Origin of the sequence: Streptomyces sp. NPDC006739 (assembly GCF_042869815.1) — a bacterium.
Lineage (GTDB): Bacteria > Actinomycetota > Actinomycetes > Streptomycetales > Streptomycetaceae > Streptomyces.
This window is the reverse complement of record NZ_JBIAGM010000003.1, coordinates 259,230-283,017: the sequence shown is the minus strand read 5'-3', so window position 1 is coordinate 283,017 and position 23,788 is coordinate 259,230. Positions and strand designations below refer to the sequence as shown.

The following is a 23,788-nucleotide window of genomic DNA, read 5'->3' as shown; positions in this document are numbered from 1 at the left end:
TGGGGGGCATCGTGAGCCAGCAATACCCGCAGCAGCCCGGATGGGCAGGCCAACCGCAACAGCCACACCAGCCGCAGTGGAGCGGACCAACACAGCCCGGTTGGGGCGCACCGCCACCCCAACCACCCAAGAAGAACCCCGTGGGCAAAATCCTGGGCCTCGGCTGCCTCGGCATCATCGGCCTGTTCGTCATCATCGCGATCGCCGCAGCAGCCACCAGCAGCGGAGGCAGCAAGAACAGCAGCAGCACAGCCAGCACCTCACACAACACCAGCAAGACCAGCGACAGCAAGGCGAAAACAGGCGGCCCCGCGAAAGCCGGCGGGGACAACAGCGACACGGCCACCCACACCGTGACCTTCAAGGTCTGGGGCACCGCCCCGGCCGGCGCGCTCGGCGGACTCGACATCAACTACGGCTCCGACAGCGACACCCGCAAGGGCACGTTCGCCAACGGCCAGTTCACCGGCAGCGTGCCCTTCAAGAAGGACGCCATGTACTACCAGGTGAACGCCCAACTGCAGGGCTCGGGCGACATCCAATGCTCGGTGACCGTCGACGGGCACACCAAGACGGGGCACGCGTCGGGCGGCTACAACATATGCTCAGCCCAGCTGAGTAGCACCCTGTTCGGCGACTGGGGCTGACAGGTCAGATAGCGGAGGCCGCAGGGCACCACCCCTGCGGCCTCACCACGTCTGGACCCACCACGGCTCAGACCCGCCCTTTCAGCATGCACCAGGCTGTAGGGGTAGATAGCCGCTCTCCAGAGATAGGGCAGTGAAAACCCCCGTGGCTGGGGGATTCACGGGGCGAATGTCTGCGGGCGCGCATACTGGCCGCATGACCGATCTGTCGCCGCTGTTCCCCGAAGACGCGGACGCGGGCCAGCTGCTCCATGCGCTCGTCAACGCGCCGCCGCAGGACGGGCCGCCGTACACGCACTCGTTCGCGGCCGCGCGGTGCGAGGCGTGCGCCACGGCCGGGGATCCGGAGTGCCGTGACGGGCTGCTGTACCGGGACGGTGGGGAGGAACTCGACTACGCCGACGTGTACGTGGGGCGTTGCGCGCACGCCTGCCACCAGGTGAAGCCGACACTCACGATCGACGGGGCGGCGCAGCGGTGAGCGACGAGGAGCGGGAGAACCTGCTGCAGCACCTGTACAAGGTGCTGTGCCAGGACATACCGGCGTGCGGCTGCGGTGACCCGCAGGCGTCGCACACGCTCGTTCACGACCTGCTGCGCCTCACCCCGTTCTACGAGGACGGCCGTTGGCGGGATGCCGAAAAGCTGATCGGCACCAGCGGCGCGGTTCAGATCGTTCTGTCCGCGCTCACCGACGCCGACCTGCTGGAGCACGGCGGCACCGTCGGCGGCTCATGGATCACCGACAAGGGACGCTGGCTGCTGTGGGCCATCGACCAGAGCGGCGGCATCCACGGCCTCGACGAACGCCTCGACGATGCGGGACTGCCGCACTGGGACCACGAGGCCAAGAAGATCGGGGGCTGCACGGCAGAGTGCTGGCGAGTTCCTGCGGACAGCGAGCCACAGCCCGAACCGCCATCGCTGGACGCGCTGGTGGCGGAGCAGCAGTCGGCGAAAGCCGCGTGGCTGGACTCGATGCCCGCAGAGATGCGGGATGCGTGGCAGGCGGCGGACCAGGCGGTGGAGAACATGCTGCTGTGGGGCAACCTCGACGGGCCGCCGCCGGACGCCAAGCCGGGTCCGCTGTTCGACGGGATCGCGGGATTCTTCGGCCTCGACCAGGCGGTGACGCTCGCCGCGCCCTTCCCGGCCCAGCCGAGTCCTCCAGGGCCGACGCGGATGCGCTACAACACGACGACGAAGAAGTGGGAGCCGAAGTGACCGAGCACCCTGAAATCACCGACGCCCACGTTGCCCTCGTAGAGCAGGCGTACCGTGTGACCCGCGCCGACGTGGCGGCAGGCTGGGAGCGGATCCGGCACGACGCGGACGCGATCGCCGAGCAGTTGACGGAGACGCTGCTCCCGCCGGACATGCGCGCCGCCGGGATGCGGTTCGCATGGGCGGAGGAACGATGAGCAACGTGACCCAGGTCGGCACGACCCCGGAGGGCTTTCCGAATTACAGGCGCGCGCCTGAGCCTGCCACGGTCCCGGCACGGTTCTGGTTTGACGGCTCGTGGATCAAGTGCGGTCGCGACGGCTGCACCTGGGACCACTGCACGGACCGCGAGGCGTTGACGGAGATCGTGGCCGTCGCGCGGGAGCATCTGGAAGAGGCGCACCGTGGCTGACACAGACCGGATGGTGGTGTGGCTGCGGGGGTAAGGGGGCAGGGCCCTTCCTTCAGGGCGCGGTATGCCCAGATCCGGCCTCAGCCTGCTTCTCCTGCCACCAGGCGTAGGGGACCACTACGGCGCGAGGTTCGCCATTCTTCTCGACGACGAGGTGAGCGCCCCGGAAATGGGCTTCGTCGATGCGACGGCCGAGCTGGGTGCGAAGGTCGTTGGTCGCGATGTGTTCGGTACTCATGGTTCTGAGCGTACAGACAGGACCGTACAGTACAGGTGGTACCATCGGTACTGTGCAGCTCAGATACAACTACCGTCTCGACCCGACACCGGGTCAGCGCATCGCGCTGTCCCGGGCGTTCGGGTGCGCGCGGACGGTGTTCAATGACGGGCTGCGGATCCGGCAGGAAGCCCACGCGGCTGGACTGCCGTACATCACCGACGGCGACCTGGAAAAGCTGGTTGTCACCGCCGCAAAGCGAACCTCCGGGCGGGAATGGCTCGGCGAGGTGTCGTCCGTAGTACTCAAGCAGTCCATTCGGGACCTCAACACGGCCTACCGAAACTTCTTCGCCTCAGTCACTGGTAAGCGCAAGGGGCCGAAGATGGCGCCACCTCGCTTCCGGTCCCGCAAGGACAACCGGCACACAATCCGCCTCACCCGCAACGGCTTCTCGATCCGGCCGAGCGGTCGCCTGTACGTGGCCAAGGTCGGCGAGATCCCCGTCCACTGGTCCCGCGGGCTACCGTCGACTCCGTCCTCGGTCACCGTCATCAAGGACGCGGCCGGGCGGTACTTCGCGAGCTTCGTCGTGCAGACCGAGCCGTCCGAGGTGCTGCCGGAGACGACGGCCGAGATTGGTGTCGATCTCGGCCTGACGCACTTCGCGGTCCTCTCCGACGGCCGAAAGATCTCTTCGCCGAAGTTCCTGCGCCGGGCGGAACGCAAGCTCCGCAAGGCGCAGCAGTCCCTCTCTCGCAAGGAGAAGGGCAGCAACAACCGCAAGAAGGCCGTCGCCCGCGTAGCGCGCCTTCACGCTCATGTCGCGGATTCGCGGCGGGACCACCACCACAAACTCTCTACGGCGATCATCCGCGAGAACCAAGCGGTGTACGTGGAGAACCTGTCGGTGAAGGCCCTCGCCCGCACGCGCCTCGCGAAGTCCGTCCATGACGCTGGCTGGGCGCAGTTCGTGGCGTACCTGGAGTACAAGGCGACCCGCTACGGGCGCACCTTCGGCAAGGTCGACCGGTTCCTGCCGTCCTCGCAGACCTGCTCAGTGTGCTTCGTCATCGATGGGCCCAAGCCCCTCAACGTCCGCATGTGGACGTGCTCGGGGTGTCAGACTATCCACGACCGGGACGTCAACGCGGCCCGAATCATCGTCGCGGCCGGACGGGCCGAGACTCAAAACGCCTGCGGAGGGACCGTAAGTCCTGCCGTGTGAGCGGCAGGCAGGACCCGGTGAAACAGGAACCCGCCTCAAGGCGAGTCGCTACGGCGGACGCCAGGGAGGAATCCCACTCGTCGAGAGAGGGAGGACGTCAATGCGGGAGACGCTGGACGCGTTCGGCTGGGCGCATGTCAAGCCCCGCTGCCGCTGACCAACCAGCGAGTGATCACCGGCTGTGCACACTAGGCCTCACCACCCTCAGCACACCCGGGAGGCCAGCCATGCCCGACTCCCCGCAGGACCCCATCACCGACCTCGCCGCAGGCGCAGCCCAGGTCCATGAGCTGTACCTGGCCTACATCGGCGCCGGATTCAACGAGCACCAGGCGCTCCGCCTCGTCATCAGCATCCTGACCGCAGGAATCGGAGGCGCACGGTGAGCCCCGCTCCGTGCCCGGGGCCGTGCAACAACGCCTGGCGCAAAGCCGAAGCCGCTCGCGAACTACACGGAACGGAACACCACATACGGCCGGCCTGGGGCGACCCCGTCCAATGCTGGGGCTGCATCGAAGGAACCCGCGCCGATCTCGCCGCGCTCCCGAGGCTGCTGGTCGACGACATGCATCTCGAAGCCCTGTACGCCACCGCGGCCAAACTCACGGGGACGATCGGCCGCATCCATGCAGCCTCGTGGCCCGGTCAAGCAGCAATGCTGTTCGTCGACGAGATCGTCAGCGGCATGGAAGAACTCCAGGCTGACATCCTCAAACTCCGGGGCATCTGGGCCGCCGACTACGAGCCGGCTCCCGTCGTCCGCAACAGGGAGAACATCAAGGGGATCACGGGCGTACTCCTCGCCCACTGGGAGTGGGCCATGCAGAAGCATCCCGCCGCAGACGAACCCTACGGTCAGGGCAACGCCAACCCTGGAAGCCAGGTTTCTGGCTGGTACAGGGCTGCGCTGCGGTTCACCAAACAGGACGAGCAGCGGGAAGTGAAACGTCTCGCTCCGTGCCCCGGCTGCCGAGGCCCCTACCTCGTCGAGTCCCGCGAACTCCGCCTCGTCAACGACCAGCCGTACATCGAATGCCGAGACCCCGACTGCCAGCGCATCCTCACCAGCGCCGAGTACGACCGGTACGTGAAAGAGCTGAACGCGGCCATCCTCAGACCCGCAGCTTGACAGGGCCGAGCATCATGCATGACGATCTCCAGCGGAGAACCATGCGCGCTTTCGAAAGGCCCCGCAACCTGCGGGGCCTTTCGCTTTTCCCACCGCGCACGAGCGGAGGTAGCCGTGATTGACCTGTCGGTAGACCTCCAGACGACACGCTGGACCGTGAAGCAGGCCGCCGAGGCCGCCCAGGTCTCCGAGAACGTGATCCGCAACTGGAAGTACCGCGGCCTCCTCACCGAGGCAGGCCGCGACTTCCGCGGGCGCCCCGTCTTCTTGGCGATCGACGTGATCCGCGCGGAGAAGACCACCCGCGAGCGGGCACGGCGGACCTACGCCGCCGCATAGTCGTCCGCCGCCGTGCCGCGTCGAGGGTCGCGGCCGGCGGCGGATAGCAGCCCTGGGGGCCGGGGAGGTGCCGTGCTTCGTCGTCTCGCTGCCGTGGCCGCTGCGGTCACTGCGCTCCTCGGCGTCAACGCCACGCCGGCCCGGGGAGCTTCGGCGGGGTTCGGCTTCCTGTGGTCCGACTCGTTCAACACGCGGGTCCCGCTCGGCGGGTTCTCGGACTGCGGCCACAACGCGGACACGCCGGTCGCGTACTGCGGTGGTCTGTCGGGGGCGATGCGGGCCGCCTGGTGGGCGTACCCTGCGGGCTGGCCGGACACGGCGGCGCAGCGCGGGTACCCGGTTGGTGGCTACTACGACCCAGCTTCCACGCTGTGGATTGCGCCCTCGCCGTGGGGTGACGGGCAACTCCACATCCGCATGTACCGGCCGCGCTCCGGCGGCGACAACCACTCCGCGACCGTCGTGCCGAAGAAGGCGATGGGCCTGCGCTACGGCCGGTACGTCATCCGGGAGCGCGTCAGCCACGTCGGCCGCGGCTTCAAATCGGCGCAGTTGCTGTGGCCGGTGACGAACGTCGACGGACAGTGCCCAGAGATCGACTTCCCCGAGAACAGTCACGACACCGCCCCGACCGCGTTCGATCACCCGGCGAACTGCGGCGGGCAGGACGCCTTCGACTCCCAGGTCTCGTGGGCGAACTGGCACACGTACTCCACGTCCTGGACGCCGTCGTCCGTGACCTTCGCCGTTGACGGCCGGACGATCGGCAGCAGCCGCCACGGCCCAACCGTCGCCATGGACTGGGACATCCAGAACGAGTCCAGCCTCGACGGCGAGCAGGCCGCACCCGGCACCTGGGATCAGATAGACATCACCTACGTCGAAGTCGACACCTGGTCCTGACCCCCACCGTCTCCCCGCTGTGAGCCGCCCATTCGCGCGCGGCCGGCAGGGCGCCCGCCGTGAGGGCGGCGGGCAGCGTCTCGCGGGCCCGGACGACTCTGCCGGGCCCGCGAGAACAACCACCAACACCACCACCGCAACCACCTGGAGAACCCATGCCGACCAAGCCCCCAATGCGGGTCTTCATCGCCACCGTTGCTGACGGTGAACGAGTCGACGGCACCGACGTGCGCGCGCCTCGCGCCCACCGTGTCGACGCCGCGTACTTTCAGACCGACGGCCTGTTCACGACGTTCAAGGACTCCGACAACCAGGCTGTTTTCATGGCCCGCAACGACGTCCTGACGAGCGTCGCCCGGGTGCCTTCCGGTGCTGCTTTCTCGGCGCGCGTCGAACTCAGCAAGGACTTCGGCGACCTTGGTGATCTTCTGTGCGTGGCCGACGAGAAGGGCCACGCACAGGGCCGCATCCTCCAAGCCGAGAAGGACCCCAACGGCCGCACCTACGGATACGGCTACGACATCCGGGTGTCGACCATCGCCCAGCACGGGCAGGTCGTGGGCCCGGACGACGACTCTGCGCCCGGGCCCACGAGAACAACCGAAAGACGGTGAACCGTGGCTGCCATCCCACCTCTGCAGATTCCGTGCCCGGCCTGCGGCAACACGATCGAAGTACCCGTGACCGCGACATTCGAGGGCGCCTCGGACGGCTCCGATCAGTTCACTGTCACGATCGCCCGCGAGCCGATCCGCGAACACGCCGCCCAGCATGTCCCGCAGGACGCTGAGACGGTGACGCCTGCTGTCTGCGCGGACTGCGGCGGCAGCCGAGAGTGCGCTCGCTGCGAAGGCCACGGCCACCTCGACGGCGAACGCTGCACCGCCTGCGACAGCCTCGGCATCTGCCCCACCTGCCGCGAGCGGGAGACAGAGTGACCGCCCGCACCCCCGCCGAGTGGCAAGCGATCGACGCGCCGTTCGTCCCGCTCGGCGACTGGGACCCGATCCCCGGCACCTGCTCCCGCTGCGGCCAGCCCGCATGGCTGGGCGAGACCCGCTGGTGGCATGACGGCCAGCCGTGCCCGTCACGCGGGCGGACCGCCGAATTCCTGCCCGATCCCCGCTGACCCCTGCTGCCCGGACTTCACCCAACGCCGCCGAACAGCGGGCCAACCACCGCAGCGCCTCCGGCTGATCCCCGGAGGAAGGAAGCCCCGACGCGTCCCGAGCGCCGGGGCTTCCGCTTATCTCGGGAGAACCCTCATGCGCTTTCACTGCGCCGCATGTAACAAGTCCTTCACCAAGACACCGGACCTCGGCGAGGTCCCATTCGAGGTAGACGGCTACGAGGGACTGTTCCTGTCCGGCTTCAAAGGGCGAGAGGCCGACGGCAAGATGATCATTGAAGCGGCGACATGCCCGGAGTGCTGCCTGTTGGCTCCTCGCACCTGTGCGGCCGCGCCCGTGCCTGGCGAATCCCCAGGCACGCCCTGCGCCGACTGCGGTCACGCCGTCCTCCTCCACGTCGGCGTCGACCACTGCCCCGTCTGCGAAATGCTCGACCTGAACAGGCAGCTCTACCGGATCGTCGAGGGCGGCCCAAACAAGGCCCTCCAGCGCGCCGCGTTCTATGCGGGCGGCCCGTACCCCCATGTTCTTCGCCGCTGAACCACCTACCCTCACCGAGGAGACCCGCATGTCCGCTTTCACCGACAAGCTCCACAGCTTCTTCTCCCGCTTCGCCGAGGTCTCCCACGAAGACCTCGCCAAGGTCGAGCAGGCCGTCGAGGAGAAGCTCCACCCCTTCGTCAACGACGTCCGCGCCGAACTCAAAACCGACGTCGCCAACCTCGAAGGCGAACTCCGCCGCGACCTCGACGCCCTCAAGGCACAGGTCGAGGCCCTGCTCAAGGGACAGACGACCCCGCCCACCGCGAGCTGATCCCGATGCTCGAAGTTTTCTGCTACACGATCGGCTTCGTGCTCCTGCTCCTGGCCGCCGTCCTCCCGGCCACAGTCCCGCACCGAGACCGCATGGCCTACGCCGGGCTCGCACTGTGGCTGCTGCCGACGACCGTGCACACGCTGCAGGCGCACTAGCCACAGCGGAGTAGGAGCAGCCCATGGCACCCGACGGAAACTCCACCCCAGCCGCCACCACGCCGCTCACCGCGGACAGTGCCCTGGCCCACGCCGCCCGGCTGCTACAGAACGCCGAGCTGGTCACCGATCACTCGCTCATGCAGCGGCTGGAGAGCATCGCCGACTCCTGGATCGCGATCGCCCGCACCATCGCCGAGCGCGAACGAGACTGACTGGGAGGCGGTGCCAGTGGCCAGCCTGCCGAACCAGTGGAACGCGTCCAGCCCGGCCGGGAGCCAGTGGGCGCAGGCCTTCCAGCTCGTCAACGACGACGGCACCCCGGTGAACGTCGCCGGCTGGACGTGGGAGTTCGTGATCCGGCCGTCCGTCACCGACAGCGCGAGCCCCGCCCTCGTCCAGATATCGACCACGGTCAGCGCGCAGGGCTACATCACCGTCAACACCAGCACCGCAACCGTGATGGTCGTCCTCAACCCCGCCGCCACCAGCCTCCTCGGCAAAGGCGCCAGACCCTACGCCCTGTGGTCCAACCCCGGCACCACCACGGCGGTCGCCTGGCTAGAAGGCGTCTTCAACAGCCAACTCATCGCCAGCCCCTGAAGGGAGACCCGGTGCCCAACGTCATCGTCTCCCCAACCGGAGTTCAAGGCCCCCGCGGCAACGCTGTCCTCCACGGCGCCGGTGCACCCGGCCCGACGGTCGGAATCGACGGGGACTACTACGTCGACACCACCAACTACCCCACCTCGGCCGTCCTGTACGGGCCGAAGACGTCCGGGGCGTGGCCGGGCTCCGGGATCACGTTCGGCGGGGGTGCGGTCGGCGCGCTCCTCGCCGCGAACAACCTCTCCGACGTCGCGAACGCGGCCACAGCCCGCACCAATCTCGGTCTCGGTAGCGCTGCCACCCGCGCCGTCGGCACCACCACCGGAACCGTCGCCGCCGGCGACGACACCCGCCTCTCCGACGCCCGCACACCGCTCGCCCACGCCGCCACCCACGCCAGCGCAGGCAGCGACCCCGTCACCGTCACCCAATCCCAAGTCACCGGCCTCGCCGCCGCACTCGCCGCACTCCTCCCGCTTGCGGGCGGCACCATGACCGGCGACCTCACCGTCAACGGCGCCAACCTCACCGTCAAACGCTCGGACGGCACCGGCGCCTACCGACTCCGCGTCACCGGCAGCGGCCTCGACCTGGACATCGCCGGACTCGACGTCTTCGTCTCGAAATTCGCCAACGGCGACTTCACAGGCACACAGTCCAACGTGCTCAGGCTGGAAGCCGCAGGCCCGCACCTGATCGGACGTACCCAGTTCGGGACCGGCCCGTTCGATGACGTACACGACATCGACGCCACCACCGGCGTGGCATCGCTCGGCGCGAAGAACGGCCTGAGCAACGTCCGCTTCTGCGGACGCACCGCCACCGCCGGCGCTCCGACCACCGGCACGTGGTCGGTCGGCGACACCGTCCAGGACTCGGCCGGGATCCTGTGGCTGTGCACGACCGCTGGCACTCCCGGCACGTGGACCAGCTCACTGAAGCCGTGGATCTTCGACGTCACCACGTACGGGGCGAAGGGGGATGCGCAGGTCGTCAACGACGGCGCCATGGCCTCCGGATCCGCCATCCTCACCTCCACGACCGCCTCTTTCGCGGCAGGCGACGTCGGCAAGGCCATCTCCGTCAAAAGCGCCGGCCCGACCGGCGTCACCACGCTGGTCACGACGATCGCTTCCCGGCAGTCCGCCACCCAGGTCACCCTCACCGCAGCCAACGCCTCCGGCGGGGCCGTGTCCGGAGCGGTCGTCATCTGGGGCACCGACGACACCGCGGCGATCCAGGCCGCCACGGATGCTGCCGAGGCCTACCTCGGCAGCCACAGCTACGCGCAGGTGTACTTCCCGCCCCGGCCCTACGTCGTGGCCGGAGCGCTCAACACCAGCAAGAGCGGCAACGGACAGATCGTGTTCGGCGTCTACGCGACCACGGCCAATAAGCGGATCTTGGAGTTCTGCGGTGCGACCGACGGCACCGCCGCGGTCCGGCACTGGCAGCAGACCGTCCCCCAGTACGCCGGATCCTGCCTCATCTCGTTCGGCGTGTACTCGTCGACCACCGCACAGATCAACGACATCAACGCACACGGCAACCCGGGCGTGATCTGCGGCCCGAACGAAGGGGCCGGATACGGCGCGGCCGGCGTGTTCTCCAACGTGATGGCCGTGATCAAGGATCTGGCCATCGCCACCACCCATAGCGCGTACGGCCTGACCTACGGCGGCCTCAACTTGTACGGCTGCGCCAACGCGTTCGTCGAGAACGTGGGCGTCGGTACCCTCGGTACGGTCGGGGGCTCTTCGACCGACTACACGAGCCCTGGCGTTTTTGGTACTGGCCTGTCCGTCGCGGCGCTGCTGCCTGCGAACGGCAACAACGATCACAACCTGGTCCGCAACCTGGGCGTTGGCGGCGGCTACACGTTCGGCCTGTATCTGACTGAGCACGGGCTGGTCGACCGCTATATGGCTTTGTATTGTTTTGCCGGGTTGTGTCCCGTCGGCACTTACGCCGGGTCCGGTGGCGCCACCCACGCGATGAAAGTCCTGCAGGCGTCGATCGAGTCGTGCACGCACGAGCTGTACATCGTCGGCTACGGCTCGCAGGGCGTCGGCCCGATCATCGACATCGACCAGCTGCAAACCGAATCCGGCAACCCGAACGTCACCGGGAACTCTGCGCTCGCCATCCAGTCCGCAATCGGCACCGTCAAACTCACCGGCCTGTTCACGCCCGCTGGTTTCTCGACATCGAGTCCGTGCGGCATCGAATTCGTCAACGGCCAGGTCCCACGCGCCATCGCCCTCAAGACCAACGCTTTCACAGCCAACCCGCTCGACCGGACCCTGATCTGTGACACCAGCAGCGCAGGGTTCACCGGGACGCTCCCAGATGCGACGGCCAACCCGGTCCAGTACGTCCTCAAGAACGTCGGCGGCAACACGCTCACGGTCGCCACGACCAGCAGCCAGCTCATCTACACCACCAGCGGCACCGGCGCCACCACCACGACCGTCACCACCGGCGGGACCCTCCGCGTCCAGGCGCTCTACAACGGCACCACCTGGGGCTGGTACTCCGTCTGACCCGGAAGGAGACACCCCATGGGCCAACGCGGACGCGGATGGGACCGTCAAATCCCGGAGGGTTTCGAGGAGTACCGGGCCGACGGCAAACGCCGCTGCTGGAGCCGCACGAAAAAGTCCGGCCTACAGTGCGCCAGCATGGCGATGACCGGCCAGAACGTCTGTCAGATGCACGGTGGGAAAGCACCACAGAACCTCGCGAAGGCCAAAGAACGGATCACCGAGCAAAGGGCAGCGGAGATCGTGGCAACCTACGGCCGGAAGATCGAAACCACCGCCACCGAAGCCTTGCTGGACGAGGTGCAGTGGACCGCCGGCCACGTCGCCTGGCTCCGCGAACGCGTCCAGGAGATCGAAGCCGGAGAGGTGTCCGGCGCCGACGGCGAACACCCGCTCGTCTGGGGCAAAACCCGAGAGAAGCGCGGCGGCGAGGACTTCGGTACGACCGAGGAAGCTGCCCCCAGCATCTGGCTGAAGCTGTACCAGCAGGAACGCGCGCACCTCGTCAAGGTCTGCGCGGAGGCGATCAAGGCGGGGATCGAGGAGCGCCGGATCCGGCTTGCTGAGCAGCAGGGCGCGCTCGTCGCCCAGGCAATCCGCGCCATCCTCGAAGACCTCGGGCTGAGCCCCGAGCAGCAGGCCCGAGTCCCGGACGTCGTCCCGCGACACCTGCGGGCGCTCGCATCCTGATGGCGGGAGGCGGTGACCATGACCGCCACCCTCGACTGGGCCGAGTACGCGGCCCGCGAGTTCGAACCTGCCAGCACGCACCAGCGGTGGGCGACACCAGGCTCGCTGGCCCGGCACATGGACCCGAACACGGTCCAGACCGAGGCCCTCGACCTGCTCGACGCCAACCTCGTCGACGTCGCCGAGGGGCACTGCCGGAGGCTGATCTGGTCGATGCCGCCACAGGAGGGCAAGAGTGAGCGGACCAGTCGCCGCTTCCCAACGTGGCTGCTCACGAGGAACCCTGAGCTGCGGATCGCGATCGTCTCGTACGAGATGGGCGTGGCCCGCCGCTGGGGCCGGGCAATCAGGAACGACATCACGGAACACCCCGAGCTTGGTCTCGTCGTACGGCAGGACACTTCGGCCGCGCACGAGTGGCAGCTCGACGGGCACCGCGGCGGCGTCTACTCCGTCGGTATCGGCGGCGCGCTCACCGGCCGCCCAGTCGACGTACTCCTCATCGATGACCCACTCAAGGGCCGCAAGGAAGCCGACTCCGCCACCTACCGGCAGGCGTGCAAGGACTTCTACACAGACACGGCCCGGACGCGTCTCGCGCCGGACGCGCTGCAGATCATCATCCAAACGCGGTGGCACGAGGACGACCTGTCCGGATGGCTCCTGTCCGGGCCGTCCGGAAGCGAGTGGCGGTACATCAACGTCCCCGCCCAAGCCGAGGACGACAATGACCCGCTCGGACGGCGGCCGGGCGACTACCTGATCTCGGCTCGCGGCCGTACCGCAGCCGACTGGGAGGCCACGAAACGGGATGTCGGCGCCCGCACCTGGGCCGCCCTGTACCAGGGACGACCGGCGCCGGCGGAGGGCGGCCTGTTCAAGCGATCGCACTGGCGCTGGTACAACGCCCCCCGCGGCGTGCGGCACGACGACGGCACGTGGTGGGTGCACGGCGCGGACGAGGTCATCCAGTCCTGGGACATGACCTTCAAGGACACCCGGGTCAGCGACTTCGTGGTCGGGCAGGTGTGGGCCCGCTACGGCGCCGACGTCTTCCTCCTCGACCAGGTCCGTGACCGGCTCGACTTCCCCGCCACCGCCCAGGCCGTGCGTGCCCTGTCGGCGAAGTGGCCGCAGTCGCACGGGAAGCTCGTCGAGGACAAAGCGAACGGCCCGGCGATCATCGCCCAGCTGAAAGCCACCGTGCCCGGGCTGATCCCGGTCACACCGAAGGACTCCAAGTACGCCCGCGCCAGCAGCGTGGCCCCGTTCGTCGAGTCCGGCAACGTCCACCTGCCCGACCCGGCACTGGCGCCGTGGATCGACGAGTTCGTTGTCGAGCACACGTCGTTCCCGAACAGCCCGCACGACGACCAAGTCGACTGCACCAGCCAGGCCCTGAACCGGCTGCTGGCCGGGCAGGCCGGCGCCGAGCAGGCGATGGACTACCTGCGAGCCCTGCAAAGCGCGACACAGCCCGGATCGGCTGCCTGATCACCAGGGGGTGAAGCGTGGCCCGCTGGTTCCCTTCTCTGCGCCGCCCGAAGGACGAGCCGGACGTGACGAAGGCCGCGGGCACGCCCGCGCCGGCGACGTTCACGCCGTCTCAGGTGGCAGCCCTGCTCGGCTCGGTGTCCGTCAACGGGCAGGTCGTCGGCACCATCAACCCGCTGCCTCGAACGGACCCGATGGTGGCGTTCGGGCCCGGCGTCCCACTGATCCCGGCCCCGCTCGACCCCGTCCGGCAGGACACCGGCCGGCCCGAGCCGCGTCTGACCGAGTATCCCGTCAGTACAAACATTCCGGGCGTCAGCGACAGGCTGGTGCCGTGGAAGGTACTCCGGGACGCGGCCGGCGTGGGCGGTCTGGCGCGGCGCTGCATCGAGATCCGCAAGGCCGAGGTGGCAACGCTCGACTGGACGATCGCGATCTCCCAGGGGGCCGCGGAGAAAGCGCAAGCCGACCACCCGGGCATGTCCCGGTCGGAAATCGAAGCCGACCTCGGCAAGCGGCTCGGGCCGGACATCACCCGCTGTACCGAGTTCTGGAGCGAGCCGAACCCGCGCGAGGGCGAGAACTTCTCCGAGTGGGTCTCCAAGTTGCTCGAAGAGCACCTCGTCCTCGATGCGATCGCGATCTACCCGCGGCGCACGTACGGCGATGACCTGTACGCGCTGGAGATCATCGACGGCAGCACGATCAAGGTGCTGCGCGACAACACGGGCGGCCGTCCGCAACCGCCGCAGCCCGCGTTCCAGCAGCTGCTGTGGGGTTTCCCCCGCGGCGAGTTCGTCGCCGACACCGACGCCCAAGGCCAGGTTCTCAACGGCTACCGCTCAGACCACCTCATCTACAAGCGCCGTAACGTCCGCACCTTCACCCAGTACGGGTACTCCGCGGTCGAGCAGGCGTTGGAAGACATCGACGTCTGGCTGCGCCGCCGCAAGTGGATCCGCGACGAGTACACCGAAGGCACCGTTCCGACCGGCCTGATCCGCAACGACGGCACCACCGGCTGGACCGCCCAGCAGATCCTGGAGTACGAGCGCAGCCTCAACGACGCCTACGCCGGACAGACCGGCGAGCGGCACCGGCTGCGCGTCCTGCCCCCCGGCTTCTCCCTTGAGACGCCGCAGGCCGACGTCGCGGAGAAGTACCGGCCCGAGTACGACCTGTACCTGATCAAGCAGATCGCCGCCCACTTCGACGTCACCATCGCCGAACTGGGCTTCACCGAGGCTGGCGGGCTCGGCTCGACGGGCTGGCACGAGGGCCAGGCCGACGTCCAGCACCGCAAGGCCACGCTGCCCACGCTGCGCTGGCTGCAGCAGCTGCTCACCACGATCAGCCGCAAGCACCTCGACATGCCGCCCGAGCTGGAATTCCGATTCCTCGGCCTGGAAGACGAGGACGAGGCGGCTGCGGACCAGGTGGCGCTGCAGCGGATCCAGTGGGGCCGGATGACCCTGAACGAGGACAGGGACCGGGTCGGCCAGCCGCGCTATCCGTTCCCCGAGGCGGACATGCCGATGGTCATGACCACCCGTGGCGTGATCTTCCTTGAGGGCGCCTCGGACTCCGCCACCCCCGGCGTGCCGCTCACGCCAGGCAGCGGCGACACCGGCGCCCAACCTGTTCCGGGCGAGTCCGCTGCCGGAACCGGCAACGAGGACGAGGAAGAGCCCGGGCCGGCCGTTGAGGGCGTCCAGTCGGAGGCAGTGAAGGCCGAACTGGCCGCGTTCCGCCGCTGGTCGCGGAAGAACCCGAGCCCGCGGCGGCCATTCGAGTTCCAGGTCGTCACGAAGGCCGACGCTCCCGCTCTCGTCTTCGACAGCCGGGTGGTCTTCGCGGGCGGTGACCAGGGCCCAAAAGCCGCTGACCTCACCTCGGCCAAGAACTGGCCGGGGTGGGGACCCGACCAGAAGGCAGTCGCCTACTGGGTGCCACGCATCCGCAAGGCCATGCGCGGCACCATCGACACCCGGCGCTTGGCCGAGGCGTGGATCGCCGAACGGGCCATCGTCACCAAAGCCGACGAACCCGACCTTGATGACGTCGACGACTTCGAAGACGACAGTAATGACGGCGACAATGGGGCCGTGATCCGCACCGACCACGATGCGGTCGGCTGGCTCACCAACCACGGCGTCAACCTCACCGCCGCTCTGGCGTTCATCAACGAACTGCATGCCGAGGGCTACACCATCGGAGAGCGCTCGGCGACAGCCGTCGTCGGCGGGCACACCACGGTCGACTGGTCCACCTGGAAACCCGGCCATGCCAGTGCGGCCCGGCTCGTCCAGCCCGGTGGCGGCGCCAACAGCCTGGAACGGCTACTGAACGAGGCTGGGATCACGATCGGATCGGTGGCCGCGCACCGCATGGACAAGCTCGCACGGACCCTGTCCGATGCGCTCGCCAACGGAGACGACACAGACACGCTGGCCGGGGACCTGGAAGACGTCCTCGACGACGAGGCGTGGGCCGACATGGTCGCCGTCACAGAGATCTCCCGTGCCGTGTCCGCAGCCACCATCGATATCTATCAGGCCAACGGGATCGCGACGGCGTCATGGACGACCGCAGCGGACGAGCGGACCTGCATGCCGTGCTCGATCAACGAGGACGCCGGCCCGATGCCGGTCGGCGCCTCCTTCCCCAGCGGAGCCGCCTACCCACCACAGCACCCGCGGTGCAGGTGCTGCCTTGTCGCCGAGGCAAGCAGTTTCTGACCTTCAAGACGTCATAAAGCGCCTGATCAGGAGAAGCACAGCGAGAACGCTGCGCGATCTGCGGAGTCCATGAATCGGAGGCGCCTAAGGGGCGTCTCCACGTCGACCACGACCACAGGTCCAGTGCTGTGCGCGGCCTGTTGTGCTCCCGCTGCAACACGGGTCTCGGTCAGTTCAAGGACGATCCCAGCAGGTTGCCTGCAGCCATCGGGTACCTCAAACGCACTGCCGCATAGCCAGAGAAGATCACCTAGGGGCGTCCGGTCGGGCGCCCCTTTCGCATGCCCAGGAAAGGAGGAGTCCGGCGCATGTCGACGATCACCTACGCCTGGGCCCCTATCACCAAGTCCGAAGAACAGGACGACGGCACGATCATCGTGCACGGACCAGCGGCGTCATCTGCCCTCGATCGGGACCAGCAGATCTTGGCGCCGGACTTCCTCGATCGCGCGATGCCCGAGTGGTTCAGCAGCGGGGCGAACGTACGAGAGCAACACGATGCCAAGAAGGCGGTAGGCGTCGGAGTCGGACTGACCAAGGGCGACGACGGAGCCCACTACGTCAGCGCGCGAATTGTAGATCCGGTCGCCGTCGCCAAGGTCAAGCATGGCGTCCTCAGGGGCTTCTCCGTAGGGATCAAGAACCCGAAGATCGAGATGGGTAAGGCCGAGGCGCCGAACGGCATCGTGACTGACGGAACGGTCTGCGAGCTCAGCGTGTGCGACCGCCCGGCAAATAGCGAGTGCATGTTCCAGCTCGCGAAGGCGGACGGGGCCGGTGAACTGGCTCTCGTCGAAGACCCGAAGGTCGTCGAGAAGGCAGACACCGAGACGTTCGGCCTGCCGGCTGAACTGTACGAGCGGCTCGCGACTCCTGTGAAGGAGGCGCTGGCTGGGCTTGTGGCGAGCGGCGCCACGGTCGCTGCGGAGTCGGCCAAGGCGGATGGCGCCGAGACTGTCCCCGTGGTCGTGAACGTGACGGTGAAGTCGGCCGAGCCCGACCTGGGGAAGGCGTACAGCACTGCGGACCGGAAGCGGATGGCGGCCGCCGGTCAGGCCATGGACGACGGCAGCTACCCGATCAAGAGCAAGGCGGACCTGCGGAAGGCCATCAAGGCTGTCGGCCGTGGCAACGCCGACCACGACGACATCCGCAAGCACATCATCACCAGGGCCAAGGCCCTCGGACTGGAGGCCATGGTGCCCGAGAACTGGCAGGCGGACGGCTCGCTGAAGAAAGCCGACGCCGACGAAGAGCTGGTCGCGAAGGCGGAGCAGGTGCTGCGCGACGTGCGCGCCCTCGCTCCGTCGCTGACGAAGGCCGACGGCGGCGAGGGAGGCGACGGCGGCGAGGACGAGACCGAGGACATTACGGGCGCCGAGCAGGCCATCGCCGTGATCGCCAAGCTCATCATCGCCGAGGCGGAATCCCTCGCCATGGGCAACCTCAACGAGGCCTGCGACATCGACCTCCTGCTGTCGGCCGTCCGCTCCCTGGCCTGGTTCAAGCAGCGCGAGGAAGCCGAGCAGCAGGGCGGCGCAGACATGGAACTCGCCGACAAGCCGGCCAGCAAGCCCACCCCGAAGACTTCCGGCCCCGCCGCCTCCGATGGCGGCGAGGACGAAGAGGAGGGCGAGGACGACGACGAGGCCAAGACCACGCCGAAGTCCGACGCTCCCACGCTCACCAAGGCAGACGTCACCGAGTTGGTGAAGGCAGCCGTCGCAGAGGCCACCACCGCTTCCGAGGAGCGCGCCAAGGCGCTCGAAGCGGACCTGGCGAAGGCGAACGCCGCCATCACCGAACTCCGGGCTCTGCCGCAGCCGGGCGGACCGGTGCTCACCCGCACCACCATTCAGGAGGCCGAGGCCCGCAAGAGCGATGCCGCCCTCCTCCGCGCTCAGGCGAACAAGTACCTCGCCAAGGCCGACCAGTGCAGCGACCGCTACCTCGCGGACGGCTACCGCGAGAAGGCCAGCGAACTCCTGGCCAAGGCCGACGCCTGACCGCTCTCCACCCGAACGCTTCCCGACCCCACATGGTGGGGTCTTTTTCATGAAGGGAGCCCGCTGTGGCTCTGCCCAATGCAGAACTGTTGTTCGGCGACGCGCCGGATGCCCCCAAGCTGTCCAAGGGCGAAGTCGCCACCCGCTTCGACGCCCTGATGAAGGCCGTCGACACCGCCCCCATGCGCACGCTCGGCCCGCAGGACGTTACCAGCGCCTTCGGCGCCGGCCACGGCATCGACTTCCGTGCGCAGCCGACGAACGCCTACGGCATGCTCACCAAAGCCCTGGAGGCTCCAGAGCTGACGAAGGGCATCAGCGCAGAGGCCCTCGCCTCCGTCACCTCCGCCCTGGACGAACTCAAGGCGCAGCAGCCCGACCTCGTCAAGGACATCACCACGTCCTCTCCGGTGGGCACTGGCCTCGTCGCCTTCGACCTCGAAGCGCCAGCCAAGATGCTCACCCCGCGCCCCACGCCGCTGCGCAACCGCATTCCGCGTAAGAAGGGCGTGGGCCTGTCCCACCGCTTCAAGCGGATCACTGGCTTCACCGGCACCGGCACCGGCGGTGTCAGCACCTTCCGCGCCGGCATCACCGACACCACCCAGAACAACTTCGCCCCCTCCGGGGCGAGCAACGCCCTGTACTACGCGCGCGGCCCGAAGATCAGCTACGCGGGCGACGACCAGACCGTGCCCTACTTCCAGTTCTCCGTCTCCGACGAGGTGACGTGGAGCGCGCAGTACGCCGGCCAGGGCTACCAGGACATCCGTCAGCTGTCCCGCACGAGCCTGATGTACTCCAGCATGCTCATCGAGGAGCGGCAGCTCCTGATGGACCGGGGCACCGCGTCCGGGTTCCTCGGCGCCCTCTCCGCGCCGACCAGTGTGACGGGAACCGCCCGATCGGCTGCGGCAGGCGAGACCGGTATCTCCGGCGCTACGACGAGCCTGTACATCAAGGTCACCGCCGATGCTGGCGACTTCGGGCAGTCCGTCCTGTCCTCGGCCGCGACTGTCGCGGTCAGCAACGGCCAGGTCGTCGACGTCACGGCTACCCTTCCGGCCGGCGCGACCGGCATGCGCGTGTACGTCTCCACCGGCGCTTCCGACCCCGGCGACGCCTCCCGCTGGTACGTCGGCCGCTCGGGCTACAACACGTTCACCGTCCAGGGCGCGCTGCCGACGTCGGGCACGGCGGCGTCTGCGGTCACCGCCGACACGTCCGCGTCGGCCACGAGCTACGACGGCATCCTGCCGATCTGCACCGGCGCGAACTCCGGCTACACCAAGCAGCTCAACGCTGCGCTGTCGACGTCGAACCCGGGCTCGGAATGGCAGGCCGCGTTCTCGTCGCTGTACGCGGCGGTGAAGGCGGACCCGGACCGCACGCTGCTGAACGGCAGTGACAGGAAGCAGCTCTCCGACGCCCTCAAGACCAGCTCGTCGTCGAACTACCGGATGACGATCACCCAGGACGAGGTGTCCGGCGTAACCCTCGGCGACGTGGTCAACACCATCGTCAACGAGGTCACCGGCAAGGGCGTCTCCGTCGAGGTCCACCCGTGGATGCCGCAGGGCAACTCGGTGATCCTCTCCGACACCCTTCCGGTACCCGACTCCCAGGTCTCCGAGTGCTGGGCCGTCTACAACGTGCAGGACCTCATGGGCATCGACTGGCCGGTCACCCAGTTCGCCTACGAGTCCTCGTCTTACTGGTTCGGCACGTTCTTCTGCTATGCACCCGCGTGGCAGGGCGCGATCACCGGCATCAAGCTCGTCTGATCCCCCTGACCGCTGGGCCCGCGTCCCCGCTCCGAGGCGCGGGCCCAGCACCCTCAACAAGGAGGCCGGTATGGCGCGCATGTGCCTGCCCGATGGCGCCGTACGCGGCGTCGACTTCGAAGGCGCCCGCACCGGCGCCCACACGGGCTCCTACACGCCCGGCAAGGACGGCACCGTCACCGTCGACAACCCCCGCCACATCCGCGCGCTGCGTGAGATGGGTGCGTTTCCGGCGAACCTCGGGGGCCGCGCCAACGGCGGGTTCCGTTGCGAGTGCGGGTTCGGCTCGTACTTCAAGACCTGCTCCCGCTGCGGCGGGACCTGCGAAAGGGATAGCTGATGCCTCCGAGGAAGCGCGCTACGGCAGCGCCCGAATCCGTCGCGGACGACCAGCAGACCGACGGCTCCGACGCCCGGGCGAACGACGACGCCGGGCCCGGCTCGGCCGACACGGCGCCCGGGACCGAGAACAGCGACGAGCTGGAGCGCAGCGAGCTGCAGGCCGTCGACGAGCCGTGCACCGAGTGCTTCCCGCGGGGCTGGCCCGACCACTCCTTCGCTGTCGGCTGCGAGCACGGCACCTGGACGCGTGACTGATCTGAGCATCGGGACGGGGGTGGGCTGATGCCGTCAATCCCATACGTGTCCGCAGCGTCCTTCAAGGCGCACCCCACGTACCTCGACCTGGACGATCTGCGGTCCGGATCCAACCTCGACAGCGACCAGACCGCCGAGCTGGTCAACCTCCTGTTGATGGCGTCGGACTGGGCCGACAACCGGGCCGGACAGAACCTCGGCGCCCACGTCGTCACTCAGCGGTGCCGGGCGCGCTTCGGCCGCGACGGCAGCCTGAAGGTCCACGCAGACAACACGCCCGTGATCTCGGTGCTGTCTGTGGGCTACGGCTATACCCCGACGGCCCTTACGACTGTGGACGCCTCGTCCGCGTGGGTTGAGGACGGCAGCCAGATCGTCATCCCCCTCGGCGGCGCTACCGGCCCGTGGTCGGGGAGCCTGCAGTTCGGGAGCCCGGTCGGCGGCGGCGAGGTGTACGTACAGCTTGTCTACGTCGCGTGCTGGGTGGCTACCGCGCTGTCGCAAAACGCCGCCGTGAGCGCGAACACGCTCACGGTCGCCGACCCGACGGGCATCGTCCCGGGTGGCAGTTACCGCATCTGGGACCCCGGCTACGAGGAAGACGTCACCGTGTCGGCGACCTGGACGCCGCCAGCCGCGTCGGTGCCGGTCGTGCCCACGGCTGTGACCCTCGCGGCGCCGACGGTGTATGCGCATGCGGCTGGCCATGACGTGTCGGGGATGCCGTCGGACATGCGGCTCGCGGTCACCAACTACGCCGTCAGCGCGCTGATGCGGCCGGACACCGCCTCGGAGGACAGCTATCCGGACACCGCCCTGTCGTCAGGGACGCGGCAGAAGGACCCCCGCAGGGACGGCTCTGGCCTGGTGAAAGAGGCCGAGCGGATCCTGTCCCGTTACAGCAGAGTCAGGTGATCTGGTGAGCGTCGCTACCGCGTTGGACGGGATCTGCCGCTACTTCGGCGGCCCGTACGACCCGGACACCCGCACCTACCGTGCCTCCCCCGTAGCGGGTGTCGGGGTGGTCCGGCGGGCGTTCCCGAAGCGCGATGACCACGCCGACTACTTCCGGGGCATGGAACTGGGGACGCGCACGGGCTGCCAGATCGTGGCCACGATCTACCGGCAGCAGGAGTTCCGTATCGCGCTCGGCGGGGAGCACGGCGGCTGGAAGCAACGCAACTTCGACGTCGAACTCGCGTGTTTCATCCGCAGCAGGACGTCTCACGCGGAGGACGCGCAGGACGACGTGTACGACCTCCAGGACGCGCTGTTGGAGTGGATGCGCCTGGACCGCACGTTGGGCGGTGCGGTGTTCCAGGCGGGGGAGCACATGACGAACGGCTCCAACGTGATCGGCATCTCCTACGGCCAGCCGGAGACCAAAGCCGAACTCACCAAGTCGTTCATGTCGATCACGTTCTCGGCATGCGAGCTGATCCCCAACGCCTGACGGCGCCCGCCCACTTCCTCATCCCCCCTTTTGTCTCCGGGAGATCCTTCATGCCTCCGTCCAAGGACGCGCCGCCCGAGCCGGCCACCACTACCAAGGAAGCCCCCGCAGAGACGGGGGCTTCGCCATCAGCCGAGGCCGACGAGACGCCGGCCGGTCTGCTGCCTGCGGGCGTGTACGAGTACACCGCCCCGTTCACCACCGTCTACGGCCTGCCGCTGACCGCCCGCCCGGACAACCCCGGCCGGCCCGCTGAGGGCGATGACCCGGGCGAGCCCGCCGCGCCGGCGACGGTCTTCGCCTGGGACTTCGGCTGCCCCGACGACGGCCGCTGGCGGCCCACCAAGAAGAAGCCCAACCAGCAGCCGGACAACGCCCCGGCCAACTCCGGAGGGGAGTGAGCCGTGGTCGCCACCTTTGCACCCGCCAAACAGTTCCTGGTCATCGGCAACGAGACAGCCCAGGGAACCGCTGTTGCGGGCACGTTCACGCAGCTCATCGACAGTCTCAAGCCGTCCGACAAGCCCACCTTCCTCAAGGATCGGGCCTGGCGCGGCAGCATGGGCACCGATGCCTTCAACCAGATCGCGGGTGTCAAGCACGCCGAGGTGGATCTCGGCGGCCCTGTTTTCGCGGACGGCATCGGGTTCCTCCTGCGGAACATCCTCGGGGATGTCGCCGTCGTCGGTACCTCTACCGGTTCCGGTGGCACCACCCTGTCCGCGCAGGCTGCGGCGGGGGCGACGTCGATTACGACGGTGGCGTCGATCCCGGCGTCCACGGTCGTGCAGATCGGGTCGGGCGCGACGGCCGAGGTCTTCACCACGGGTACGCCGACCGGAACCGGGCCTTACACGATTCCGCTGACGACGCCGACGGGCGGCCTGGTGTACGCGCATGCCTCCGCGCAGGCCGTGCAGCCCGTCACCGGCCCGTACACGTACGCGTGGTCGCTCCTCAACTCGGGTGGCGGGCAGCCGATCTCTCACACCCTCACCCACTACCTGGGTCCCACAGCCACGGTGGGCGCCCGCGCCTACCCGGGGTTCTGCATGACCGGCCTTGACCTGAAGTTCAACGCCGAGTCCGAGCTGCTGGTGTGGTCCGGGAAGGGGGTGTCGTGGCCGTCGGTGGCGGCCGCGGCGACGCCGACGGCGAACGGCACGGCGATCAAGCCGATCGCGTCGTGGCAGACCACGGTCGGTATCGGCGGCCCCGCCTCGGGCGGCACGCTGGTTTCGACCGTGACGGACGGAGAAATCAACCTGGTCCGCCAAGCCGTGCCGATCTTCACGGCGACGGGTGTGCAGACGCCGTACATCATCCAGCGCGGCGAGTTCAACGCCACCGGCAAACTCAACTTTTCGGCCGTGTCCGACGAGTCGGCGCTGAACTACATGCTGAACAACACTCAGCCACAGGTGCAGATCATCACCAGCAACGGTCTGACCGGCACGAACCTCCTGTCCGTGCAGATCGACATGCAGCAGTGCGCGTTCGTCACGTCCGACCCCGACACCGCGAAGACCGCAGTCGGCTACCAGACGTCGTTCGAGCCGCTGTTCACCACCACCAACGCGGGTGGCTCCGGCGGTATGAGCCCCATCAAGATCTCGGTGACGTGCAACGTCACCCCCGGCACCTACTAACCCGCCCCCTCGATCGGCCGTCCC

Annotated in this window: 31 protein-coding genes and 1 pseudogene; 31 read left to right on the top strand and 1 reads right to left on the bottom strand. The window is 68.3% G+C overall.

Annotation, left to right across the window (positions count from 1 at the left end):
• Positions 1-140: 140 nt before the first annotated feature.
• The 5 genes from ACFYMM_RS07940 to ACFYMM_RS07920 all read left to right on the top strand — a co-directional run bounded on the left by ACFYMM_RS07940 (position 141) and on the right by ACFYMM_RS07920 (position 2,283).
• Entirely contained in the window at positions 141-647 is a 507-nt protein-coding gene (locus tag ACFYMM_RS07940) for a hypothetical protein (RefSeq protein WP_388384924.1), read from the top strand.
• A gap of 196 nt (positions 648-843) precedes the next feature.
• Positions 844-1,128 (top strand): hypothetical protein, encoded by a 285-nt coding sequence (locus tag ACFYMM_RS07935; protein ID WP_388384923.1) that lies wholly within the window; start codon positions 844-846, stop codon positions 1,126-1,128.
• Positions 1,125-1,871: a hypothetical protein gene (locus ACFYMM_RS07930; RefSeq protein WP_388384922.1), complete on the top strand. Its 747-nt coding sequence runs from the start codon at positions 1,125-1,127 to the stop codon at positions 1,869-1,871. Before ACFYMM_RS07935 ends, ACFYMM_RS07930 begins: the two co-directional genes overlap by 4 nt.
• Positions 1,868-2,068, top strand: coding sequence for a hypothetical protein (locus ACFYMM_RS07925; RefSeq protein ID WP_388384921.1), 201 nt, complete (start codon positions 1,868-1,870; stop codon positions 2,066-2,068). The genes ACFYMM_RS07930 and ACFYMM_RS07925 overlap by 4 nt, the downstream gene beginning before the upstream one ends.
• Positions 2,065-2,283 (top strand): hypothetical protein, encoded by a 219-nt coding sequence (locus tag ACFYMM_RS07920; protein ID WP_388384920.1) that lies wholly within the window; start codon positions 2,065-2,067, stop codon positions 2,281-2,283. Before ACFYMM_RS07925 ends, ACFYMM_RS07920 begins: the two co-directional genes overlap by 4 nt.
• A gap of 52 nt (positions 2,284-2,335) precedes the next feature.
• Here ACFYMM_RS07920 and ACFYMM_RS07915 read toward each other — a convergent pair whose 3' ends face one another.
• Positions 2,336-2,521: a hypothetical protein gene (locus ACFYMM_RS07915; protein ID WP_388384919.1), complete on the bottom strand. Its 186-nt coding sequence runs from the start codon at positions 2,519-2,521 to the stop codon at positions 2,336-2,338.
• Positions 2,522-2,573: 52 nt separating this feature from the next.
• Here ACFYMM_RS07915 and ACFYMM_RS07910 point away from each other — a divergent pair, with 52 nt between their 5' ends.
• From ACFYMM_RS07910 to ACFYMM_RS07785, 26 genes and pseudogenes are all read left to right on the top strand, one after another.
• On the top strand, positions 2,574-3,728 hold the full coding sequence (locus ACFYMM_RS07910) for an RNA-guided endonuclease InsQ/TnpB family protein (RefSeq protein ID WP_388384917.1): 1,155 nt from the start codon (positions 2,574-2,576) through the stop codon (positions 3,726-3,728).
• 227 nt (positions 3,729-3,955) lie between these two features.
• On the top strand, positions 3,956-4,114 hold the full coding sequence (locus ACFYMM_RS07905) for a hypothetical protein (protein WP_388384916.1): 159 nt from the start codon (positions 3,956-3,958) through the stop codon (positions 4,112-4,114).
• 179 nt (positions 4,115-4,293) lie between these two features.
• Positions 4,294-4,857: a hypothetical protein gene (locus ACFYMM_RS07900; RefSeq protein WP_388384915.1), complete on the top strand. Its 564-nt coding sequence runs from the start codon at positions 4,294-4,296 to the stop codon at positions 4,855-4,857.
• Positions 4,858-4,971: 114 nt separating this feature from the next.
• Entirely contained in the window at positions 4,972-5,196 is a 225-nt protein-coding gene (locus ACFYMM_RS07895) for a MerR family transcriptional regulator (protein ID WP_388384914.1), read from the top strand.
• A gap of 93 nt (positions 5,197-5,289) precedes the next feature.
• The gene (locus ACFYMM_RS07890; RefSeq protein WP_388384913.1) at positions 5,290-6,099 is read left to right on the top strand and encodes a glycoside hydrolase family 16 protein; all 810 of its coding nucleotides are present in this window, start codon (positions 5,290-5,292) and stop codon (positions 6,097-6,099) included.
• A gap of 155 nt (positions 6,100-6,254) precedes the next feature.
• Positions 6,255-6,713 (top strand): hypothetical protein, encoded by a 459-nt coding sequence (locus ACFYMM_RS07885; protein WP_388384912.1) that lies wholly within the window; start codon positions 6,255-6,257, stop codon positions 6,711-6,713.
• Between the two features lie 66 nt (positions 6,714-6,779).
• Complete coding sequence (locus ACFYMM_RS07880) at positions 6,780-7,037, top strand: hypothetical protein (protein WP_388384911.1); 258 nt, start codon at positions 6,780-6,782, stop codon at positions 7,035-7,037.
• Positions 7,034-7,228 (top strand): hypothetical protein, encoded by a 195-nt coding sequence (locus tag ACFYMM_RS07875; RefSeq protein WP_388384910.1) that lies wholly within the window; start codon positions 7,034-7,036, stop codon positions 7,226-7,228. The genes ACFYMM_RS07880 and ACFYMM_RS07875 overlap by 4 nt, the downstream gene beginning before the upstream one ends.
• A 136-nt stretch (positions 7,229-7,364) precedes the next feature.
• Entirely contained in the window at positions 7,365-7,769 is a 405-nt protein-coding gene (locus ACFYMM_RS07870) for a hypothetical protein (protein ID WP_388384909.1), read from the top strand.
• A 28-nt stretch (positions 7,770-7,797) separates the two neighbouring features.
• On the top strand, positions 7,798-8,043 hold the full coding sequence (locus tag ACFYMM_RS07865; protein ID WP_388384908.1) for a hypothetical protein: 246 nt from the start codon (positions 7,798-7,800) through the stop codon (positions 8,041-8,043).
• Between the two features lie 5 nt (positions 8,044-8,048).
• On the top strand, positions 8,049-8,201 hold the full coding sequence (locus tag ACFYMM_RS07860; protein ID WP_388384907.1) for a hypothetical protein: 153 nt from the start codon (positions 8,049-8,051) through the stop codon (positions 8,199-8,201).
• A 23-nt stretch (positions 8,202-8,224) separates the two neighbouring features.
• Positions 8,225-8,416 carry a hypothetical protein gene (locus ACFYMM_RS07855; RefSeq protein ID WP_388384906.1) on the top strand — a complete coding sequence of 64 codons (192 nt, stop codon included), beginning with the start codon at positions 8,225-8,227 and terminating at the stop codon, positions 8,414-8,416.
• 16 nt (positions 8,417-8,432) lie between these two features.
• Positions 8,433-8,804 carry a hypothetical protein gene (locus ACFYMM_RS07850; RefSeq protein ID WP_388384905.1) on the top strand — a complete coding sequence of 124 codons (372 nt, stop codon included), beginning with the start codon at positions 8,433-8,435 and terminating at the stop codon, positions 8,802-8,804.
• 11 nt (positions 8,805-8,815) lie between these two features.
• Positions 8,816-11,353 carry a hypothetical protein gene (locus tag ACFYMM_RS07845; RefSeq protein ID WP_388384904.1) on the top strand — a complete coding sequence of 846 codons (2,538 nt, stop codon included), beginning with the start codon at positions 8,816-8,818 and terminating at the stop codon, positions 11,351-11,353.
• Between the two features lie 138 nt (positions 11,354-11,491).
• Positions 11,492-12,043, top strand: coding sequence for a hypothetical protein (locus ACFYMM_RS07840; RefSeq protein ID WP_388384903.1), 552 nt, complete (start codon positions 11,492-11,494; stop codon positions 12,041-12,043).
• An 18-nt stretch (positions 12,044-12,061) separates the two neighbouring features.
• Positions 12,062-13,537 carry a phage terminase large subunit gene (gene terL, locus ACFYMM_RS07835; RefSeq protein WP_388384901.1) on the top strand — a complete coding sequence of 492 codons (1,476 nt, stop codon included), beginning with the start codon at positions 12,062-12,064 and terminating at the stop codon, positions 13,535-13,537.
• A gap of 65 nt (positions 13,538-13,602) precedes the next feature.
• Positions 13,603-16,275, top strand: coding sequence for a phage portal protein (locus tag ACFYMM_RS07830; RefSeq protein WP_388384899.1), 2,673 nt, complete (start codon positions 13,603-13,605; stop codon positions 16,273-16,275).
• A 44-nt stretch (positions 16,276-16,319) separates the two neighbouring features.
• Positions 16,320-16,511 (top strand): annotated as a pseudogene (locus tag ACFYMM_RS07825) (endonuclease domain-containing protein); the annotation flags it as partial.
• 72 nt (positions 16,512-16,583) lie between these two features.
• Positions 16,584-18,281, top strand: a complete 1,698-nt coding sequence (locus ACFYMM_RS07820) for a hypothetical protein (protein WP_388384898.1) — start codon at positions 16,584-16,586, stop codon at positions 18,279-18,281.
• Between the two features lie 65 nt (positions 18,282-18,346).
• Positions 18,347-20,065, top strand: a complete 1,719-nt coding sequence (locus ACFYMM_RS07815) for a hypothetical protein (protein ID WP_388384897.1) — start codon at positions 18,347-18,349, stop codon at positions 20,063-20,065.
• A gap of 70 nt (positions 20,066-20,135) precedes the next feature.
• Complete coding sequence (locus tag ACFYMM_RS07810) at positions 20,136-20,405, top strand: hypothetical protein (RefSeq protein WP_388384896.1); 270 nt, start codon at positions 20,136-20,138, stop codon at positions 20,403-20,405.
• Entirely contained in the window at positions 20,405-20,662 is a 258-nt protein-coding gene (locus ACFYMM_RS07805) for a hypothetical protein (RefSeq protein ID WP_388384895.1), read from the top strand. Before ACFYMM_RS07810 ends, ACFYMM_RS07805 begins: the two co-directional genes overlap by 1 nt.
• 45 nt (positions 20,663-20,707) lie before the next feature.
• The gene (locus ACFYMM_RS07800) at positions 20,708-21,577 is read left to right on the top strand and encodes a hypothetical protein (protein WP_388384894.1); all 870 of its coding nucleotides are present in this window, start codon (positions 20,708-20,710) and stop codon (positions 21,575-21,577) included.
• A gap of 4 nt (positions 21,578-21,581) precedes the next feature.
• The gene (locus ACFYMM_RS07795; protein ID WP_388384892.1) at positions 21,582-22,115 is read left to right on the top strand and encodes a hypothetical protein; all 534 of its coding nucleotides are present in this window, start codon (positions 21,582-21,584) and stop codon (positions 22,113-22,115) included.
• 50 nt (positions 22,116-22,165) lie between these two features.
• The gene (locus tag ACFYMM_RS07790; RefSeq protein WP_388384891.1) at positions 22,166-22,516 is read left to right on the top strand and encodes a hypothetical protein; all 351 of its coding nucleotides are present in this window, start codon (positions 22,166-22,168) and stop codon (positions 22,514-22,516) included.
• Positions 22,517-22,519: 3 nt separating this feature from the next.
• On the top strand, positions 22,520-23,764 hold the full coding sequence (locus tag ACFYMM_RS07785; protein ID WP_388384889.1) for a hypothetical protein: 1,245 nt from the start codon (positions 22,520-22,522) through the stop codon (positions 23,762-23,764).
• Positions 23,765-23,788: the final 24 nt, after the last annotated feature.

What these genes read in the sequence shown, in the direction of transcription:
- ACFYMM_RS07855 (WP_388384906.1), top strand. Translation starts at nt 8,225, where the DNA reads ATGGCACCCGACGGAAACTCCACCCCAGCCGCCACCACGCCGCTCACC.
- ACFYMM_RS07900 (WP_388384915.1), top strand. Translation starts at nt 4,294, where the DNA reads ATGCATCTCGAAGCCCTGTACGCCACCGCGGCCAAACTCACGGGGACG.
- ACFYMM_RS07885 (WP_388384912.1), top strand. Translation starts at nt 6,255, where the DNA reads ATGCCGACCAAGCCCCCAATGCGGGTCTTCATCGCCACCGTTGCTGAC.
- ACFYMM_RS07840 (WP_388384903.1), top strand. Translation starts at nt 11,492, where the DNA reads ATGGCGATGACCGGCCAGAACGTCTGTCAGATGCACGGTGGGAAAGCA.
- ACFYMM_RS07905 (WP_388384916.1), top strand. Translation starts at nt 3,956, where the DNA reads ATGCCCGACTCCCCGCAGGACCCCATCACCGACCTCGCCGCAGGCGCA.
- ACFYMM_RS07860 (WP_388384907.1), top strand. Translation starts at nt 8,049, where the DNA reads ATGCTCGAAGTTTTCTGCTACACGATCGGCTTCGTGCTCCTGCTCCTG.
- ACFYMM_RS07865 (WP_388384908.1), top strand. Translation starts at nt 7,798, where the DNA reads ATGTCCGCTTTCACCGACAAGCTCCACAGCTTCTTCTCCCGCTTCGCC.
- ACFYMM_RS07790 (WP_388384891.1), top strand. Translation starts at nt 22,166, where the DNA reads ATGCCTCCGTCCAAGGACGCGCCGCCCGAGCCGGCCACCACTACCAAG.
- ACFYMM_RS07935 (WP_388384923.1), top strand. Translation starts at nt 844, where the DNA reads ATGACCGATCTGTCGCCGCTGTTCCCCGAAGACGCGGACGCGGGCCAG.
- ACFYMM_RS07820 (WP_388384898.1), top strand. Translation starts at nt 16,584, where the DNA reads ATGTCGACGATCACCTACGCCTGGGCCCCTATCACCAAGTCCGAAGAA.
- terL (WP_388384901.1), top strand. Translation starts at nt 12,062, where the DNA reads ATGACCGCCACCCTCGACTGGGCCGAGTACGCGGCCCGCGAGTTCGAA.
- ACFYMM_RS07920 (WP_388384920.1), top strand. Translation starts at nt 2,065, where the DNA reads ATGAGCAACGTGACCCAGGTCGGCACGACCCCGGAGGGCTTTCCGAAT.
- ACFYMM_RS07870 (WP_388384909.1), top strand. Translation starts at nt 7,365, where the DNA reads ATGCGCTTTCACTGCGCCGCATGTAACAAGTCCTTCACCAAGACACCG.
- ACFYMM_RS07810 (WP_388384896.1), top strand. Translation starts at nt 20,136, where the DNA reads ATGGCGCGCATGTGCCTGCCCGATGGCGCCGTACGCGGCGTCGACTTC.
- ACFYMM_RS07805 (WP_388384895.1), top strand. Translation starts at nt 20,405, where the DNA reads ATGCCTCCGAGGAAGCGCGCTACGGCAGCGCCCGAATCCGTCGCGGAC.
- ACFYMM_RS07915 (WP_388384919.1), bottom strand. Translation starts at nt 2,521, where the DNA reads ATGAGTACCGAACACATCGCGACCAACGACCTTCGCACCCAGCTCGGC.